This window comes from Streptomyces sp. NPDC049687 (assembly GCF_044465285.1).
GTDB lineage: Bacteria > Actinomycetota > Actinomycetes > Streptomycetales > Streptomycetaceae > Streptomyces.
The window spans coordinates 104,317-122,014 of the sequence record NZ_JBITLN010000007.1; the positions used below are offsets into that span (position 1 = coordinate 104,317).

Below are 17,698 nucleotides of genomic sequence, written 5' to 3' on the forward strand. Positions count from 1 at the left end.
CGGCGGCGAGCGCCCCCGGATCGATTCCCCACTCCGCCGGCACCGGGATGCCGGGCGGCGGCGCCCGGAGTCCGCGGGGGATGAATCTCCCGGGGGCTCGGACGGGTCCGGATTCGCGGCATCAGCCGCCCAGGCTGCCGACGGACACCGCCGAAATCGGCAGCTCGTCCGCACCGCTCCTGGAGATCGACACCTGCGGGCCGCCGGTTCCGACGGTCATCGAGGAATCCGACACCGAACACCCGGGAATCTCCGACGTGACGCGGTCCACGAATTCCCGGAAAGGGATCCCCAAAGCGGCGTGGCCGTTCAGCAACACGTCCGTGGGAGAAGTGGCCACCAGCCTGCGCACGGTACCGGCGGCGTCGTACTGGGCGACGATTCCGCAGAAGAAGATGTCCGTGGCCCAGCCGAAATGATGCGTCGCCATCCCTTCACCGAAGACGGAACGCACCTCGTTCCGGCTCGTTCCGAGGCGGGCCGGTCCGATCCGGTCGTCCGACACCTCCAGCGGCCCGGTCGGTGACGGCGTCGTCCCGACGAAGAACTCGGGCGGCGCGGGGATTTTGCGCCGGAACACCGAGACGCCGGCGAACGCCTCCTCGGGGTCGGGGCCGCTCGGTGAGAACAGGGTGATGCCGATCTCCTCGACGCTGTGCACCCCGAGATTCCACCCCGCCACGCAGGACCGCTCCGCGAGTCGCCGCAGGACGTCCCGGCCCGGCCCCGTGAGCAGTGCGACGTCCTCGAACACCGGGCGGGCCGGCGCCGTCGCCTCGACGGCCTCCAGCAGGTCGTCGGGGCCGAACTCCAGGGTGAGGCCCAGGGCGGGGTAACCGTCGGCCGGCAGGTCGGCCCAGGCCGACCTCCGGAAGGAGACGTCCGGCTGCCCGAGGGCGGAGCGGCAGTCGGCCCGGCCGGCGCCGAACCGGAGCACGCCGAGCGCCCGGAACGGTTCGACGCGCCAGACCGAAGCGTCGTCGTGGGTCATCTGAGTCCTCCCGAGTACTGACCGGACCGCCTGATGGCATCAATGTAGTCGGGCAATTTCGCCACCATTTCATCCATCGCGTCGTCGTACTTCGAGCCGAACAACTGGCGCACATTGGTGACGTCCATCTGAAGGGCTTCCGTCAGACGTCCCTGACGCAACAGGAACTCCTGGTGCGCCCGGTGCAGCATCCCGAGATGGCTGGATCCCCAGCTCTCGGTCAGAACGTGGTCCGCCTCGTCCATCTGGATGGCCAGCCCCTGGCCCTCCGGAATTCCGAACACGGCGGAGTTCGCCTGACTCGACGGCATGTGGTTGATCTCGGTGCCCGGGATGTTGCGGCCATTGGGTCCCTTCAGGTCCTTGTACTGCCCACCGCGGTAACTGTGGCCGGCCGGAGCCCGTCCGCACTTGGTGGCGTTGTGGACGAGGACGGGAACGTCCCCGGCCATCACGTAGTACGTGTGCAGCGAACCGACGGTGAGGTCGTAGGTCGTGGTGTGCGCGTGGTAGAGGCGGACGGTGGTGACCTCGGCCGTGCCGGTCGGGGTCACCAGGACGTCGCCGGGCGTCAGGTCCTTCGCCTCGACGAACGCGGCACGGGTCTCGTCGTAGAAGGGGTGGTGGAAGGTCGTTGTGAGACCCCGCGCCGCGACGGGCGCCGCCGTGCCGCCGTCGTCGTGGCCGTGGCCGCCCGCCGCCAGAGCGCCGAGGACCGCGGCCGAGGCCGCCAGACCGAACGCCGCCTTGCGGGCCGCCGCCCGGGCCACCTCGCGGACCAGGGACCTCGCCCCGCCCTTGGAGGCCGTCACGGTCTTCCCGGCCTTCGCCACCGCCCCGCCGGTCTCCGCGCTCGCGGTCTTGGCGGTCGCGGTCTTGGCGGTCGCGGTCCCGGTGATCGCGGTCTCCTCGACTCCGATGTCGACGAAGTCGCGGTCGGTGTACGTGACGATCACCGCGGTGACCTTGTGTGCCTCCGTGTCCTTCGTGCCGGGCACCGAGTTGGTGATCACGTCGCCCACCCGGACCTGGTCGATGGCCTTGGTCGTGCCGTCGGCCATCAGCACCCGGGTCGAACCGGTGAAGCTGTGGGGCACGTTCTCGACCGCGTCGGGCGTGCAGGCCGAGGCCTCCTCCTCGACGGACTCGTTCGACCCGCCGGGCTCGTCCGAATGCGACTGAGACCTCGACCCCGCCCCCTCCGAGTCCGCCCGGGAAGCCGCCGCCTCCGTCGCGTCGGTCGCCGCCGTTTCCTCGGCTTCCGTCGCGCCCTTGCCGAAGAGGCCGCCGACGACCTCCATCGCCTTGGGCGCCGCCTTCGCCAGCAGCTTGCCGCCGATCTTGCCGAGGGCGCCGCCGAGCGCACCGGCGACCGCACCGGTCACCGCGGCGCCCGCGAAGGCGCCGGCGCTGCAGTCGTCGCCGCCGTTCTCCGCGCAGGCGAAGCCCTGTTCGACCAGGGAGCCGACCGCGCCCGCGGCCGCCGCGCAGCCGATGGAGCCGACCCCTGCGGTGAGGGCCTCGCAGCCCGCGAAGACCGCCGTGGAGACCACGAAGGAGGTGATCGCGGCCGCGTGGTGCTTCACGAAGGTCGCGGTGGCCTTCGCCGCCTCAACGGTGGCGTGGTAGGCGGTCCGCGCCGCGTGCGCGACCGCGTGCGCCGCCTTCTTCACGGCGTGGACGACCTTCTTCGCCGCCTTCTTCACGGCGTGCACCACGCGATGCACCGCGTGCGAGACCTTGTGGTAGGCGGAGTGCACCGCGTGGACCACCCGGTGATACGCGCGTCTGACCTTGCGTGCCGTGTAGTGGTAGACGCGGCGCACCACCCGCACGGTCGCGCGGTACACGTCCCGCACGTGGTGGACCACCTTGTGCGCCGCGTGCTTCACCGCGTGGACGACCTTGCGGGCCGCGTGCTTCACCGCGTGGTAGACCCGGTGCGCCGCGTGCTTCACCGCGTGGGACACGTGGTGAGCCGCCTTCTTCGCGCCGCACACCACGTCGTACCAGGAGCAGTTGCCCGACTCGTCCGTCCCCGCCAGCGGGTTGTCGTCGACGTACGCGAACGGGTTCGCCGACACCGAGTTCGGGACCGGGTTCAGGGCCAGGCTGTCCTTGTTGAGGAACTGGCCGGTGCCCGGGTCGTACCAGCGGGACGCGGTACCCACGTCACCGGTGCCGGGCTCGGTCCAGCCGGACTGGAAGCCGAGGTGGCCGACGACCGTGTCCGTCGGGGAGACCACCTTGCCGAGCGGGTCGTACGACGCCGAGCCCGCGAGCGTGGTCGCGCCCGAGGTGAAGGAGCCCACCACGTCGTTGTGCTGGTCCGTGAGAGCCGACACCCCTGAACCACTGCTGTCCTTGACGCCTACCAGGCCGCCGCCCGTGTCGTAGGTGTACGTGTCGTCGCCGTCGGAGGCGATGGTGTCGTCCGCGCCGGAGTAGGCGAAGGCGCGCGTGGCGCCCGTCGTCGTGTCCCGGTCGGTGATGTTCCGGCCGGTGGCGTCCAGCGTGTACGACTGCTCGCCCGCGACGATCTGCCCGCCGAAGGCGTCGGTCTTGTAGGTGACCGTGCCGCCCGCCGTCGACGACTCCTGCGTCATCGTGCCGCGCGCCGAGTAGGAGTAGCTGTGCGTGCCGTCGGACGTCAGCTCGTCACGCGCGTCGTACGTGTAGACGTCGGCACCGTTGCGGATGCGGTTGCCGGAGGCGTCGTAGGCGTACGAGGTCGTGGTGGACCCGTTGTTCCAGGACGTCAGCCGGTTGGCCCAGTCGTAGGTGTACGTGTTCGCCGACGCGCCAGAGACGCCCGCCGTCGTCTTCGACGTCAGGTTGCCGTTCTCGTCGTAGCCGTAGGCGACGCTCGCGACCGTCGAAGCGCCCTGGACCAGCACGTCGTTGGTGAGTTCGTGCCGGCTGTCGTAGGTGAAGGTGCGGGTCTGGCCCGTCGAGCCGTACTTGACCGTTCTCAGGTCGTTCAGCTGGTCGTAGGTGTACGTCAGCTGGTTGCCCGTCGCCGGGTCGTTCAGGGAGGAGAGGCGGCCGGCGGTGTCGTAGCCGTACGTCGTCGTGCCGGCGGCGTCGGTGCGGGAGGTCACCGAGGAGTCGTCGTTGTAGGCGAAGCTCGACGTGCCCGCCGAACCCGACGTCGTCAGCAGGTCGCCACGGTCGTCGTAGGTGAACGCGTCGTGCGTGGCGTCCTGGTGGTCGGCCGCGCCCGCGATGCCCGCCTCGTCCGTGTCCGCCGACAGCACCCGGCCGTCGGCGTCGTAGGTGAAACTGCGCTTCGCCGTCGCCGCGTCGGCACCCGCGCCGGTCATCGACTTCAGCTGGCCGACGGAGTCGTACGCCATCGACGTCGTCGTGCCGCCCGGGAGGGTGGCGTTCGTCAGCTGACCGTCCGCGTCGTACGCGAACGTCGTCGTCGAGTCGGCGGCCGAGCCGTACTGGGCCGTGGTCGGTTCGGTGATCTTCTCCTGCTGACCCCACGGGGTGTACGCGTAGCGCCAGGAGTTGCCGCGGCCGTCGGTGAAGCGGGTGCGGTTGCCGGCCGCGTCGTAGCCGAAGCTCGTGGTGATCGACGTCGACGCGTCGACCGGCTGGATCTCCTGGGTGATCGTGCCGGCCGCGTCGTAGGTGAAGTGGCTGGTGTGCTGGCGCGCGTCCGTGGCGGCGATCAGGTTGCCGACGCCGTCGTACTGCTGCGAGGTCGACCACAGCTGGACGTTGTTCTTGTCGTACCCGCGCGTGGCGACCGGGTCGCCGTCGGCGTTGTAGTCGGTCTGGGTCCAGGTGCCGTCGGCGAGGGTCGTCTTCTGCGGGTTGCCCTGGAAGTCGTAGGTGTAGCTGGTGGTGTTGCCCGCGCCGTCCGTGACCGAGGTGACGTCACCGGCCCGGTTGTAGCCGTACGAGGTCTTCACCCCGCCCGGGGAGGTGACCGAGGAGGCGTGCGCCCCGTAGGGGTTGCCGGTGGTCACCGCGTAGGAGGTGGTGGTCGTCAGGGTCCTCGTCGACGGGTAGCGCTCCAGGGTGGTGGAGGTGACCGGGCGGCCGAGGTAGTCGTACGTGGCCTGCGCCTGCGCGCCCGTGCCGTCCGTCGCGGAGAGCTGCTCGCCGTTCTTGTCGTAGACGGCGTGCGTCTTGGTGCCGTCCGGCTCGGTGATCTGGGCGACGTCGCCCATCTGGTCGTACAGGTAGGAGGTCGTCTTCCCGCCGGGCGTGGTGACCGAGGTCTGGTTGCCCTCGCTGTCGTACGTCCAGACCGTGGTGCCCGCGTTCGCGGTGGAGGCGCCCGCCGGGGTGTACGAGGGGAGCGTCTCGGAGACCTTGTTGCCCTCGGCGTCGTAGACGGTGGTCGTGACCAGGCCGTTGGGGTCCTGTTCCTCGACGGCCTCGCCGAAGGTGTTGAAGCCGCTGGTGGTGACCGGGCGGACGGTGGAGGCGGTGGTGCCGTCGGGCTCGGCCTGGACGGCGGGCGCGGTGGTGACCGCGAGGTTGCCGGCCTCGTCGTAGGCGTAGTTCGTGGTGTGCTGCTCGGCGTCCGTCATGGACGTCGGCAGACCGCGCCGGTCGTAGCTGTACTTGGTGGTCTGGGCGTCGGAGGAGCCGACCGTGCCGCCGGTGCGGCCCTTGCCGTAGAGGGAGGTCACCTCGGTCCCGGACAGGGCCCGCTGGTAGACCTGCACGTCCCCGACCTCGCCGTTGACGACGTCGGACGTCGTGCCGCCGGCCGTCTTCGTGCCGCCGACGGACAGCGGTCCCGTGCCGGTCCACGGTGAGGGGTCGGTGGCGGAGCCGGCCTGCGCGCCGTTGACGTACAGCTTCATCGAGCCGTTGCTCGCGTCGAACACGCCGACCAGGTGGGTCCAGGTGTTGAGCGGGGCGGCCGTGGAGGCGGTGGCGTCGTAGAACGCGGACGGGGAGGCTGCGTCGGAGCTCGCCGCGTGGAAGCGGAAGGCGTTGTCGGTCTTGGAGTACTGCAGGTAGAAGGAGGCCCGGTTGGCTCCGCCCTGCGCGACGAAGGTCCGGAAGGTGGAGGCGTCGGTGAGGTTCACCCACGCGGAGACCGTGTAGGAGGCGGAGGTGTCCAGGACCGGGCTGTTGGTGGCGATGACGTCACCGGTGCCGGTCGTGGAGCCCGCGAACCTGGCCGCGTCGTCCGCCCAGGTGACTCCCGAGCCGGCGGTGGCGGTGTTGCCGGTGCCGGAGGAGTCGGTGACGGACTTCCCGGACGTCTGGTTCAGCTTCCACCAGCCCGCCGGATGCCCTGAGGCGTCCCCGTACAGCGTCTCGCTGAGCAGGTTGCCCATGTCGTCGTAGGTGTTGGTGGTGGTGCGGTCGTATCCGGAGGAGTCGTGGTCGTTCTCGGAGGCGACCTGGTCGTCCGGGGTGTACGACACCGTGGTCACCCGGTCCACACCGGTCGGGTCCAGCTCGGTGGACGTGGTCCGGGAGGCGGCGTCGACCGTGTACTTGGTGACCGTCTCGCCGTTGTCGGTGGTCGACTGGGTGAGGTTGCCGGCCGCGTCGTAGAGGTCCGACTCCAGCGTGTAGGTGCCGGTGCCGTCGGCGCTGGTCCGCTTCACCGTCGCGGTCAGACCGTCGTCGGTGTACGTGTACGCCGTGGTGTTGCCCATCGCGTCGGTGACGGACGCGAGCCGCCCGGCCGGGTCGTAGGCCCGGGAGGACTCGGTGAGGAGAGCGGCGGTCTGCGGGTTGACCGGGTCACCCGTGTACATCAGGCCCTGGGTGAGCAGGTTGCCGTTGTCGTCGTAGGTGTACCGGGTCTCGGTGCCGGCGGTCGTCACCTCCTTGGTCTTGTTGCCGGAGGTGTCGTACGTGTACGTCGTCGTGTTGCCGTTGCCCGCGCCCTCGGCCGCGTTGGCGTCGGCCTCGGTCAGGACGCGGTCGTAGGCGTCGTAGGTCCAGTTCTGGGTGCGCGCCTGGTCGCCGCCGCTCGCGTCGGCCACCGTCTGCGAGGTGACGTCGCCGTCGTCGTCGTAGACCGACGTGGTGACGGCGGCGTGGGTGGCGCCGGTTATGCGGTCGGTGAGCTGCGGGTCGTGCTCCTCGAGAACCTGGCCCGCGGCGTCGTACTTGTAGGTGGTGGTCAGCCCGTCGGGGTAGGTGTCGGAGACGACCTTCTCGGTGAGGACCTGGCCGACACCGTCGTAGGTGTACGAGGTGACCAGTCCGACGGCGTCGGTGGTGGACGCGACGTCACCGTTCTTGAAGTACGACACCTGGTTGACGGCCCCGCCCGGCGAGACGGTCTTCACGGGCAGGCCCTTGGGCACCACCCCGCCGTCCGCGGAGGGATAGGTGCTGGTCCCGTCGCTGTAGACGGTCGTGGTGGTACGGCCGTTCGGGAACCCGGGGACCGCCGGGCCGGTGATGGCCGTCTGGTTGCCCGCCGAGTCGTACGTGTACGAGGTCAGGTAGGTCGTGTCGGTCGCCGACGACGACCGGCCGTCCCGCTCCGTCAGCAGCTGGTCGTTGCGCGGGTCGGCGGTGGTCAGCTGGGCCGTGGTGTCGTCCGGGTAGTACGTGTAGTACTCGGTGTTGCACTTGTTGGCGGCCTGGTCCTGGCAGGACGTGGAGGAGACCACGTTGCCGCGCACGTCGTGACCGGTGATGGTCACCGCGCCGTTCGGATCGGTCACCGTGTGCTCGAAACCGGCCGAGTCGTAGCCGAAGCTGGTCTTGTTGCCGAGGCCGTCGATCTCGGTGAGGGCGCGGTTGCCGTTGGTGACGTCGTAGGTGTACTTCAGGGTCGCGGTGGTCGGGGAGGTGACCGTCACCGTCTCCACGGGGAGGAGACCGGTGGAGTTCTGCGCGGCCTCGTACTGCTGGGCCACGTCCGCGTCGGTCAGTTGCGAGCGGAAGAGGGCGACCTCGGCGATGGAGCCCTTGAAGTAGGTCGCGTATCCGGTGTTGGAGGTGGAGCTGGTGTGGCTCTCGTCCGGCCAGTTGCCGCCGTTGAAGCCGGCGCCGACGTAGGTGTACGACTGCCCGGACATCGCGGCGGTCCCGGTCTGGGTGCCGATGAGGGTGCCGTCGAGGTACAGGGACTGGCTGGTGGCGCTGGTGGAGAGGACCACGTGGTGCCACTTGCCGTCGGTGACGGCGGCGGAGGAGGCGAGCGGCTTGGTGGAACCCCCGGAGAACCAGAACTCGCCGTACAGCTTGCCGCTGCTGCCCACGTAGAGGACCGGCGTGTAGCTGCCGCTCGTGGTGCCCGCGCTCAGCGGGTCCTTGGACGCGCCCAGGAGGACGCCGTTCGCCGTCGACGTCTTGAACCACATGCTCGTCGACTCCGCACCCGAGCCGGGTACCGAGCCGCTGGGCAGGGTCAGCGAGGAGGTGGAACCGTCGAAGGTGGCGGCCTTCTGGTCGCTGAAGGGACCGGTGGCGCCGAGCGTGACCGCGCTGTACGTGCCGTTGCCGCCGCGCACCTGGTCCACGGCCGTGGTCGCGCCCGCAGCCTCGCCGAGGCGGAAGTACTCGCTCGGCGCCCCGCCGAGGACCGCGCCCCGGTAGGTGTCGCTGGACCCGGTGACGGTCGGGGTGCCCAGCACCCAGGTGCCGCCGTTCTCGTCGGTCATCTGCGTGAGCACCGTGGAGTTGGTGTCGTACGTCATCGCCGCGTACGTCTTGCCGGACGGCCGCTTGACGGAGGTCAGCAGGCTCTCGCTGTGCGTGCCGTACGTGTAGAGGGCGTTCACGTCGGCGGCGACGAGGGGCCGGGTGTACCAGCCCACGTCCGCGATGGAGCCGTTGAAGTAGGTGGCGTGGCCGGCGTCGTCGGAGTACGACGGGTGGTCGGGCCAGGTGCCGCCGAGGAAGCCGGTGCCGAGGTAGTTGAAGGACTGGTTCTTGCCGAAGGCGGTCGCGCTCTTGATGGAGATGGTGCCCGTGCGGGAGCCGACCTTGGCGTTGTCCAGGTAGAGGGACTGGGAGTTGCCGGCCGCGGACAGCACGACGTGGTGCCACCTGCCGTCCGCGACCGAGGCGGACGACACGATCGGGTTGATGCCGCCGCTGTACCAGAACTCGGCGTTCAGCTTGCCGTCGCTGCCGACGTAGATGGACGGCGTGTAGAAGCCCGCCGCCTGGCCCGAGCCGATGGGCTGGGAGGCGTAGGAGTAGAGGACCCCCGGTCCGGCGGACGTCTTGAACCACAGCGAGATCGCGCCGGAGTCGGTGTCGTTGCCGAGGTTCTTCGGGAGGGAGACGTCGGAGGTCGTCCCGTTGAAGGTGGCCACCTTCGCGGAGGAACCGGTCAGCGGGCCGCCGCTCTGGCCGACGGTGACGTTCTCGTACGTGGCGTTCGTCGTGCCCTCGTTGGCGACGACCGCGTCCTTGGCGGTGGTGCCGGAGGTCTCCGACAGCGGCCAGAAGGCGTGCGGGTCGAGGTCGAGCGCCGCGTTCTGGTAGCCGGAGCCGGTGGTGTAGCCGTATGTCGTGCACTTCGTCGTCGACAACGGCGAGCACACCTTGGTGAGCTGGTCGCCGGTGTAGCCGTAGGTCCAGGTCTGGACGGTGCTCGTGTCGCCGGCCGTGACCGGGTCGGTGACGACGGTCGCCACGTGCGCGGCGAGCGCCCCGGACGGTGTGGACCAGGTGAGACCGAGGGAGCGGCCGGAGACCGCGGAGGTCATCCTGGTGATGTGACCGCTGGTCCAGGTGAGGGTGAGGGCACGGCCGTTGGCGTCGGTGACGGAGGTCAGTCCGTAGGCGCCGGAGCCCAGGGACTGGGTGAAGGTGTAGAGGGTGTCGTCCTTGTCGGTGAGGGTGTAGCCGCCGGTGACCGACTTGAAGGTGGCGAACCGTCCGTTGCCCGCGGTGAAGGTGCCGTCGCCGTTCTTGCCGTATCCGGCCTGGGAGCCGTCGGGGTAGGTGACCTGCACGCTGGCGACCGCGCCGGACGCCGTGTACTGCTCGGTGGCCCGCGCGTCGAAGATGCTGGACCAGCCGGCGCCGAAGGCGCCCGTCCAGCGCGGGTCGCGGGAGTTGTAGTCGCGGTCGACGTCCAGGGAGGGGCCGACGACGGAGATCGAGGCGTCGGTGTCGGAGGTGGTGTAGTTGCCGATGGACGCGTCGAAGCCGTGGTCGCTGCTGTTCTGGGACAGGCCGGAGGTGATGACGGTCTGCGGGACCTGGATCGACATCTCGTAGGGGTCGGCCGGGGAATACAGGTTGGTGGCCGAGTCGTAGGCCTGGACGGTCCAGCTGTAGTTCTTGCCCCAGGCCAGCTTGCCGGAGGGGACGGTCCAGTCGCCGGTGGAGACGAGCCCCGAGTCGGCGACCTTGGTGCCGGAGGCGTCGTAGACGCGGAAGAGGTACTGGTTGCTGCTGCCGGAGGTGGAGTTGGCGCCACCGGCCCAGGCCGTGAACTCGGGGGTGGTGGTGCCGACGACCGCGTTGTCCGCCGGGAACTGCTCGTACAGCTGCGGGGCGGTGTTGCCGGTGTAGGTGACCTCGATCCAGGGGCCCTTGCCCGGGTCGTTGAAGGAGCCGAACTGCTTCCAGTGCAGGGCGTCGGTGGTGGACGCGTAGACGGCTAGGCCGTGGTCGGCGGTGGAGCCGCTGAACCAGCCCTGGATCGCGGAGGTGGAGAGGGAGACGCTCACCCAGTCGCCGACGCTGCGGTCGCCGCCGGTGTTCGCGCACGCGTTGGGGACGCTGGGGGTGGCGCTGCCGATCGACGACCCCTTGGAGGGACCGGGGTAGCTGGTGACGCCCTCGGGGGTCCAGGCGCTGGTCACGAGCGCGACGTCGAAACGTTCCGGCGCCGTGCAGGTGGACGCCCAGGTGTCGAAGAGGTGCAGGGTCGCGGCGGTGACGGTGGCGTTGCTGCCGTCCCAGGCGGTGTCCCAGTGGTTGACGAAGCTGTTCGCGGAGTGGGTGCCGGAGTCGTAGGAGCCGACCTTGATGGTCTGCTCGTAGGAGTGGTCGATGTTGTTTCCGGAGCCGGACTCGGCGTAGGTGGTGGTCCAGCCGTCGTCGACGGTGGGGTCGACGGTGACGGGGAAGACGCGGTGGCCGTCGTGCAGCCAGCCGGCGTCGAGGGTGATCTCGAGCGCGTAGCCGTCGCCGCTCTCGACGAGGTGGGTGGTGACGGCGTGGGTGGTGGCCGGGTCACCGGAGCGCGGGTTCACCCTGGAGTCGTAGGCGTACGCCGGGGGGATGCGCTCGACGGTCTTGCCGGAGGAGTCGCGGAGGTCGATCCAGCCGCCGTCGTCCTGGCTGGGCGTGAGGCCCTTGAGGGTGAGGGGGAAGGTCCAGGTGTTGCCCGCGTCCGCGTCGTCGAGGACGACGGACTCCTTCATACCGGTGGCGGTGGGACGGAGCTTCAGGTCGGTGCCGGGGAGGACCTGGTCGTAGGTGACGGTCGAGCCGTCGGCGGTGCCCCTGACGGGGGCGGCGCCGCGCAGGGCGTAGGCGACGCGGTGCGACGCGTCGGTCGCGAGGGAGGCGAGCGCGGGGTCGGTGGCCTTCGGCGCGAAGTCGACGTCGAGGGAGTTGGCCCTCTCGTACCAGCGCCCGTCCGGCCCGGCCCGTACGTCCACGTCGATGGGCGCCCATCGGCCCTTGCCGACCTGGTAGTTCACCGGGTTCTGGGAGATCCGGCGGGTGACGGACCCGTCGGCGTTGTCGTAGACGGTCTCGGTGCGCGTGGACTTGGTGGCGCTGCGCTTGCTGGTCTTGGCGTTGAACCCGGCGGCGCCGGCGCTGCGGCCCTTCGGGGTGGCCGGCTTGTGCGCCTGGTAGGCGGGGAGTTCGCCCTTCGCCCTGCCGGGGGCGTGGCCCTCGCCGCGGTGGGCGGCGGTCACGGCGGCGGAGACCTGGTGACGGCGGCCGGCCGCGGTACCGGACTGCTGGTGCGGCAGCTTGCCCCAGTGCGGGTCGGTGAACCAGTGCGCGAAGGAGGCCAGGCTCATGCTCGGCAGATCCACGCTGCCGAGTTCGAGTCCCTCCGCCACCGCCTGGTCCGTGGTCAGCATCAGGGCGAGGGAGGTGAGCAGGAGCCCGGCCAGGAATCTGAGGACGCGGCGGGAACGGAAAGCGCCGACCGGCCGTCTTGAACGGTACGAAGACCTGGAGTGACTCGAACGGCTCAGCAGCCGGAAGCGCAGCACGACGCGGACCCCCACCAGCGATCGGAAAGCGACACAGAAGCGCGCCGATCATGCCCGCTGTGAACAGACTGTGGACAGGCTCACGGCGCGATCTTGTCTCCCCCTTGACCGGCCCTTACTGAAGCTGACCGATTTGCTGAGCCCGGTCCGTTTGCGCCCTGTGAACTCTTTACCGGCTCATCGGTCCCTTCGCACCAAGTGTTCACACCGGGGGCCCTGTTCAAAGAGCGTGCCGCATCCACACATTCGGCTCGACGTACACCGCGTAGTCCCGTTCCGGCTCACACCGCACCGGTACCAGCGCACCGGGCACCTCGATGTCGCCCCGGGTGTCGAAGGGCAGCCCGGTCCAGCGGCGCCACTCCGCCAGCGAGGCGGACACCGTCATCGACGCCGGCGCCACCCGCTCGATGCTCGCCCCGGCCCGGGCGTGCACCCTCAGCCACGGGTCGTACGGCAGCCCGTCCTCCCGCACCCGGCGGGCGTACTCCTCGATCGGGGTGTGCGGTTCCAGATGCTTGGCGTTCGGCCGGACCGGCGCGACGACCTCGCCGAACCCCTTCGCCCGGGCGCCCTCCCGCATCGCCGCCAGCATCCGCCCCGACAGCCCCAGGCCCAGGGCGTGCGGGGCGACCACGATCGAGATCGCGCTCACCGTGTCCGGCCGCGCCCCACGCCGACGGTCGGCGAAGGCCCAGGTGAGCACCTCGTCCCAGCCCCGGGCCGGCAACTCGCCCCGCCCCTCGGCATGCAGCACGAAGGGCACGCTGTGGGCATGCGCGACGACCTCGCCCCGCTCGTCCCGCGCGAACAGCACATGCTCCGGGAACTCCACCGGGATCTGCCCGTAGTACGCGTTGCCCACGGGGTCCTGGATCGTGAACTCCGGCCAGGTGTCGGGCATCTCCCGAACCGGCCCGAGCATCTCCGGACACTCGGCGAGACTGGCTATCTTCCATTCCATGAGGTCACGGTAGGCCGACGAACGAGCAGGCGGGAACGGGTTTTCCGGTGGCGCTCACCCCGCGTGGAAGCGTCCCGGCGCGTTCGTCGGGTTGCCGCCCGTGGGGAGCTTCTGGTTCGGGCAGGACGAGAGGACCTTCTCCATCGCGGACTTCTCCGCCGCGGTGACCCACAGTCCGTACTTCTTCTTCACGGCGACCTGCGCCGCGACATACGTGCACCGGTAGCCCTTGTTGGGCGGCAGCCAGGTCGCCGTGTCGCCGTCACCCTTGGAACGGTTGGTGCTCGCGTCGACCGCCAGGAGGTTCAGGGGATCGTTGGCGAGGGCTATCCGCTTACTGGCGTCCCAGTACTTGGCGCCCTTCTGCCAGGCGTCGGACAGCGCGACGACATGGTCGATGTCGACCTTGCTCGCGCCACGCCGGTACGTCACGTCCTTGCCGGAGTAGGGGTCCGACTCCAGCACGCCGTAGGACACCTTGCAGGAACCGCCGGTGAACCTCACCTTCTCCAGGTCGCGTTTCAGGATGTCGTCGCGGGTTATCTCTATCGCCCTCATCCATGTGATGCACATGAGGCACAGCCGTAACTCATTTCTGTCCCTCGCTGTTATCAGTCACACCATGAGGCACATGAGTGACATCGGAGACAGGGAGCAGATCCCGTGACGTTACGCACAGAGAAGGCCGTATCGCCCACCACCGGAGAGACCACCTGGCTTTTGGTCGACGAGGAGACGTACGCGCCTCATCCCGAGGCCCGCGAGTTCTCCCTGTATCTGCGTGGAGCCGGTCGATCGCCACAGACACAGCGCGCGTACATCCCCAGAATCGGTCGCTTCCTCAACTGGTGCGCGGAGCGAGGCACCGACTGGAAGACCGTCCGGCTCGGCGACATGAGCCTGTTCAAGTTTCACATCGAACGGACACCGACACGCCATGGGCGGCCTCCGTCCGGCAAGACGGTCAACGCCACACTCACTGCGGTGTGCGAGTTTCTCCGCTTCTGCGCGGTCCAGGGCCGTGTGGATCACGAGGTCGCAGCGCGTCTCAGCGAACCGCGCTTCCTCACCCATGCCCCGGCCGGCTTCGACCCCGGCGAGGGTGGCCAGCATCTGATGGTCAAAGCCCGTGTCCTCAAAACGCCGGAGATCGAGCGGGCACCACAGACTCTCACCGGTGCCCAGATGGATCAGATTCTCGATGCCGCTCGCACCGCGCGTGACCGGCTGCTGCTGACCGTCCTGGTGGAGGCGGGCCTCCGCATCGGCGAAGCCCTCGGGCTGCGGCGTGAGGACATGCACCTACTCCCGGACTCCACACATCTCGGCTGCCGGACCGGTGGCGCCCACCTGCACGTCCGCCCCCGCCAGGACAACGAGAACGGGGCACGCGCCAAGGCCGGCCGGCACCGTGCGGTGCCCCTCGCTCAGAACGCCGTTCACCGGTACCGCGAGTATCTGGCCGAGCGGGAAGACGTTTCCGGAGCGGCAGGCTGTGACTACGTATTCGTGAATCTCGTCGGCCGCTGGGCGGGCCGTCCGATGTCGTACTCGAACGCAAAGCAGGTCATCGAGCGCATCGGTGACCGTTGCGGCCTGCGCGCCCGGCCGCACATGATGCGGCACACAGCCGCAACCCGCTGGATCCGCAGTGGCGTGGCGCCCGATGTCGTACAGACCTTGCTGGGGCATGCGTCGTCGGCCAGCACCGCTGTCTATCTCCACGCTCAGGACGAGGACCTTCGATCGGCCGTCGACAGCCTCACCCTGGAGATCGCGCGATGACATCGAGCACCGTGCTCGCCTCGGTTCCCTCGCAGTCAACCGCGCTCACCGACTGGTCCGCCTGGCTCGCAGAACGCCTCGCTCCCGGTTGGCGAGCGACCGAATGGGATCCGACCAAGGCACTGTTCACAGCTGATCCAGACAATCCGACGACCCACGTATTCACCTGCGTAGTCGCGGCTTGCTCCACGCACGTCGGAAACAACGGCAGTCGCTGCGACGCCTGCCGCAAAGCCCGTCTCCTCAGAGGAAATCCTGCGGACTTCGACACGACGTACACCCCGGTGGTGGCTCGTCGACGGCCGAACGTCACGGACGGAGTGAAGCCAGGGGTCTCCCAGTTCTCTTTGGCACAAGTTTCCCCAGCCGTGCGACACGAGATTCTGTATGGGCTTCAGCAACGCGACGACGCTGGAATCAGCCTCGTCCCCCAACGCATGCGCCGCATTGTGGCCGACCTCCCGCAGGAGCTCGACTCCCTCCTGAGCCTTGGCTCCGGCTTCTCCTCCGAACTCCCCGCTGCCGCCAGAGGCGTTCTCAACGACGTCCTCCTTCACATCCGACGTGCCCGGGCAGAATTCGAAGGCGCCGACCCCACCTCGGGCGACGTCTGGGAATGCGCGCTGGTAGGCCTCACGGCGGGGCGGGGAAGGAAGTACAAAGCCGTTCACGGCGTGATCGATTTCCGACCCGTGCGACAGACGTGGCTGCGGGATCTCGTCAAGGAGTACGGGCGCGCTACGCGTCCCGATGTTCTGGAGCTGAGGCAGACCGTGTACGCCGCGACGATCGCGTCGGCCGCGCTGTCTCACCGCCCCGAGGGAGACGCCCCTGAGCGGCTGTCGATGGCGGACATGAACGCCGTAGTGGACCACTTCCGCGTCACCAAACGCCCCGAGGACGGGCACGACCACTCGACAAGCCACAGGCGAGCACTGCTGCGGCGCTGGCGTGCGTTCCTGGAGTTCGCCCGGCAAGCCGGGATGATGGACCACATCCCCGGCGGGTTCGCCGTCAATCCCCGCTTTCACACCATCGCGGCGATCGAGGTGACCGAGGACGACATCGGCCGAGCAGTTCCCGAGCATGTCATCGCCCAACTCGATGCGCACATCGACCTGCTGGGCAGTTCCACGGCCTACGAGAGCGGCGGTTGGACCACTGCTGACTTCGCCCGTATGTACCAGGTGGTCTACACAGTCCTGAGGGACACAGGTCGCCGACCGGGCGAGGTCACCAGCCTGCGGCGGGACTGCCTGGAGTGGATCGACGGCAAACCGACGCTGATCTACGACAATCACAAACGGCGCCGCCACGGCCGCCGCCTGCCGATCTCCGAGAGCACCGCCCGGGAGATCGGGGCCTGGCAGAGGGAGCTGGAGGCTCTCCCTCCGGTGCCGGCCTGCACCCAGTGGCTGTTCCCCTCCCCCGGTCAACGCAACCGCCCCCGCCGTCGCCACCTCACCTCGGCGCAGTTCTGCAGCCGCATCTTCCGCATCTGGGTCGACGAGCTCATCCCCGGCATCTGGGACGAGCGCCTGGACGACAACGGCGAACCACTGGCATACGACCGCACCAAAATCGTCCCCTACGGCTTCCGCCACGCCTACGCCCAGCGTCACGCGGACGCCGGAACCCGGCCGGACGTCCTCCGGGAACTCATGGACCACCGGTCGCTGGACGTCACCATGGGGTACTACAAGGTCTCCCTCAGCCGGAAACAGGAAGCCGTGCGAACGGTCGCGGCGCTCGCCGTCGACCGGCACGGGGAATCCCGTGGCTTCAGCGACCCACTGGCCTACGAAGTGGAGAGCGTCGGGGTTCCGTACGGCGGCTGTACCGAACCGAGCAACGTCAAGGCCGGAGGCGGGCACTGCCGCATCCGCTTCCAGTGCGCCGGCTGCGACTTCTACCGGCCCGACCCCTCCTACCTACCGGCCCTGGAACAGCAGATCGCGGACCTGCGGGCAGACAAGGAGGCCGCTCTGGCGATGGAGGCCGCGGACTGGGTTGTTCGCAATCTCGACGACCAGATCCGCGCGTACTCGAAGTCGGCCGACGAGATGCGGAGGAAGCTCGACGCGCTGCCCGCCGAGGAGCGCGCAGTCGTCGAATCCGCCTCACGCGAGCTGCGCAGGGCCCGCTCCGCAGCGGCCTTCGTCCCCTTGCAGGCACTGACAGCACGGAGCCCCGAATGAAGAGTCCCGCCGCTTCAGGCCCCAATGACCGGAACTCACGGGTCGAGCGCCTGCGCGCCAGCCGCGCCAAGGACAGCGAGGAGAAGACCAGGCGGGCGCTCGATGCAGTGGCCGGCCTTCTCCGCTCGGGACGGCGTATCACCGTCAGCCAGGTGGCGCGGGACGCGGCGGTGTCCACGTGGTTCGTCTACAACCAGCCCCAGGTGCACCAGGCCGTTCACGACGGCATCACCGCCCAGCGAGAGCAGGTACCCCAGGGCGCCCCCGTTCCGGCGGCGCGGCAGGTGTCCCCTGCCGGGCTGCAGACGGACCTCGCCTTGGCACGCGAAGAGATCAAGGATCTCAAGAAGGAACGTGACCGGCTCTTGAACCGGGTCCGGCTGTCTCTCGGTGCCGAGTTGGACGGAGTGGACCAGAACGCGCTGACCCAGCGGGTGCAACAACTGGAGCAGCGGAACACCGCCGTGAACGAGGAGCTGTCAGAGGCCAGAAGTCGGATCGCCGCCCTGGAGGGCAGGCTGAGTGAGACGGAAGACGATCTCACCGCCGCCCGGGCCAGTCTCCGCCGCGCCATGCGGGCTGTTCCGTCCCTGTAGCCCGCGCTCCGCCCCCGCTG

Annotated in this window: 6 protein-coding genes and 1 pseudogene; 3 read left to right on the forward strand and 4 right to left on the reverse strand. The window is 69.3% G+C overall.

Annotated elements, in window-relative coordinates:
* Positions 1–121: 121 nt before the first annotated feature.
* From ACIBVL_RS22185 to ACIBVL_RS22200, 4 genes and pseudogenes are all read right to left on the reverse strand, one after another.
* Positions 122–991, reverse strand: a complete 870-nt coding sequence (locus ACIBVL_RS22185) for a hypothetical protein (protein WP_399098981.1) — start codon at positions 989–991, stop codon at positions 122–124.
* A complete protein-coding gene (locus tag ACIBVL_RS22190) occupies positions 988–12,000 on the reverse strand; it encodes a LamG-like jellyroll fold domain-containing protein (protein ID WP_399098982.1) in 11,013 nt (3,670 codons plus the stop codon). Before ACIBVL_RS22190 ends, ACIBVL_RS22185 begins: the two co-directional genes overlap by 4 nt.
* Before the next feature lie 355 nt (positions 12,001–12,355).
* The gene (locus ACIBVL_RS22195) at positions 12,356–13,099 is read right to left on the reverse strand and encodes an N-acetyltransferase (protein WP_399098983.1); all 744 of its coding nucleotides are present in this window, start codon (positions 13,097–13,099) and stop codon (positions 12,356–12,358) included.
* Positions 13,100–13,153: 54 nt separating this feature from the next.
* Positions 13,154–13,639: pseudogene (locus ACIBVL_RS22200) on the reverse strand (HNH endonuclease family protein); the annotation flags it as partial.
* A gap of 123 nt (positions 13,640–13,762) precedes the next feature.
* On the opposite strand from ACIBVL_RS22200, the gene ACIBVL_RS22205 reads away from it, so the two are divergent.
* Genes ACIBVL_RS22205 through ACIBVL_RS22215 form a run of 3 tightly spaced genes read left to right on the forward strand, consistent with a single transcriptional unit; the run spans position 13,763 to position 17,678 of the window.
* Positions 13,763–14,884 carry a tyrosine-type recombinase/integrase gene (locus ACIBVL_RS22205; protein ID WP_399098984.1) on the forward strand — a complete coding sequence of 374 codons (1,122 nt, stop codon included), beginning with the start codon at positions 13,763–13,765 and terminating at the stop codon, positions 14,882–14,884.
* Positions 14,881–17,082 carry a tyrosine-type recombinase/integrase gene (locus ACIBVL_RS22210; protein ID WP_399098986.1) on the forward strand — a complete coding sequence of 734 codons (2,202 nt, stop codon included), beginning with the start codon at positions 14,881–14,883 and terminating at the stop codon, positions 17,080–17,082. The genes ACIBVL_RS22205 and ACIBVL_RS22210 overlap by 4 nt, the downstream gene beginning before the upstream one ends.
* Positions 17,079–17,678: a DUF6262 family protein gene (locus tag ACIBVL_RS22215; protein ID WP_399098988.1), complete on the forward strand. Its 600-nt coding sequence runs from the start codon at positions 17,079–17,081 to the stop codon at positions 17,676–17,678. The genes ACIBVL_RS22210 and ACIBVL_RS22215 overlap by 4 nt, the downstream gene beginning before the upstream one ends.
* Positions 17,679–17,698: the final 20 nt, after the last annotated feature.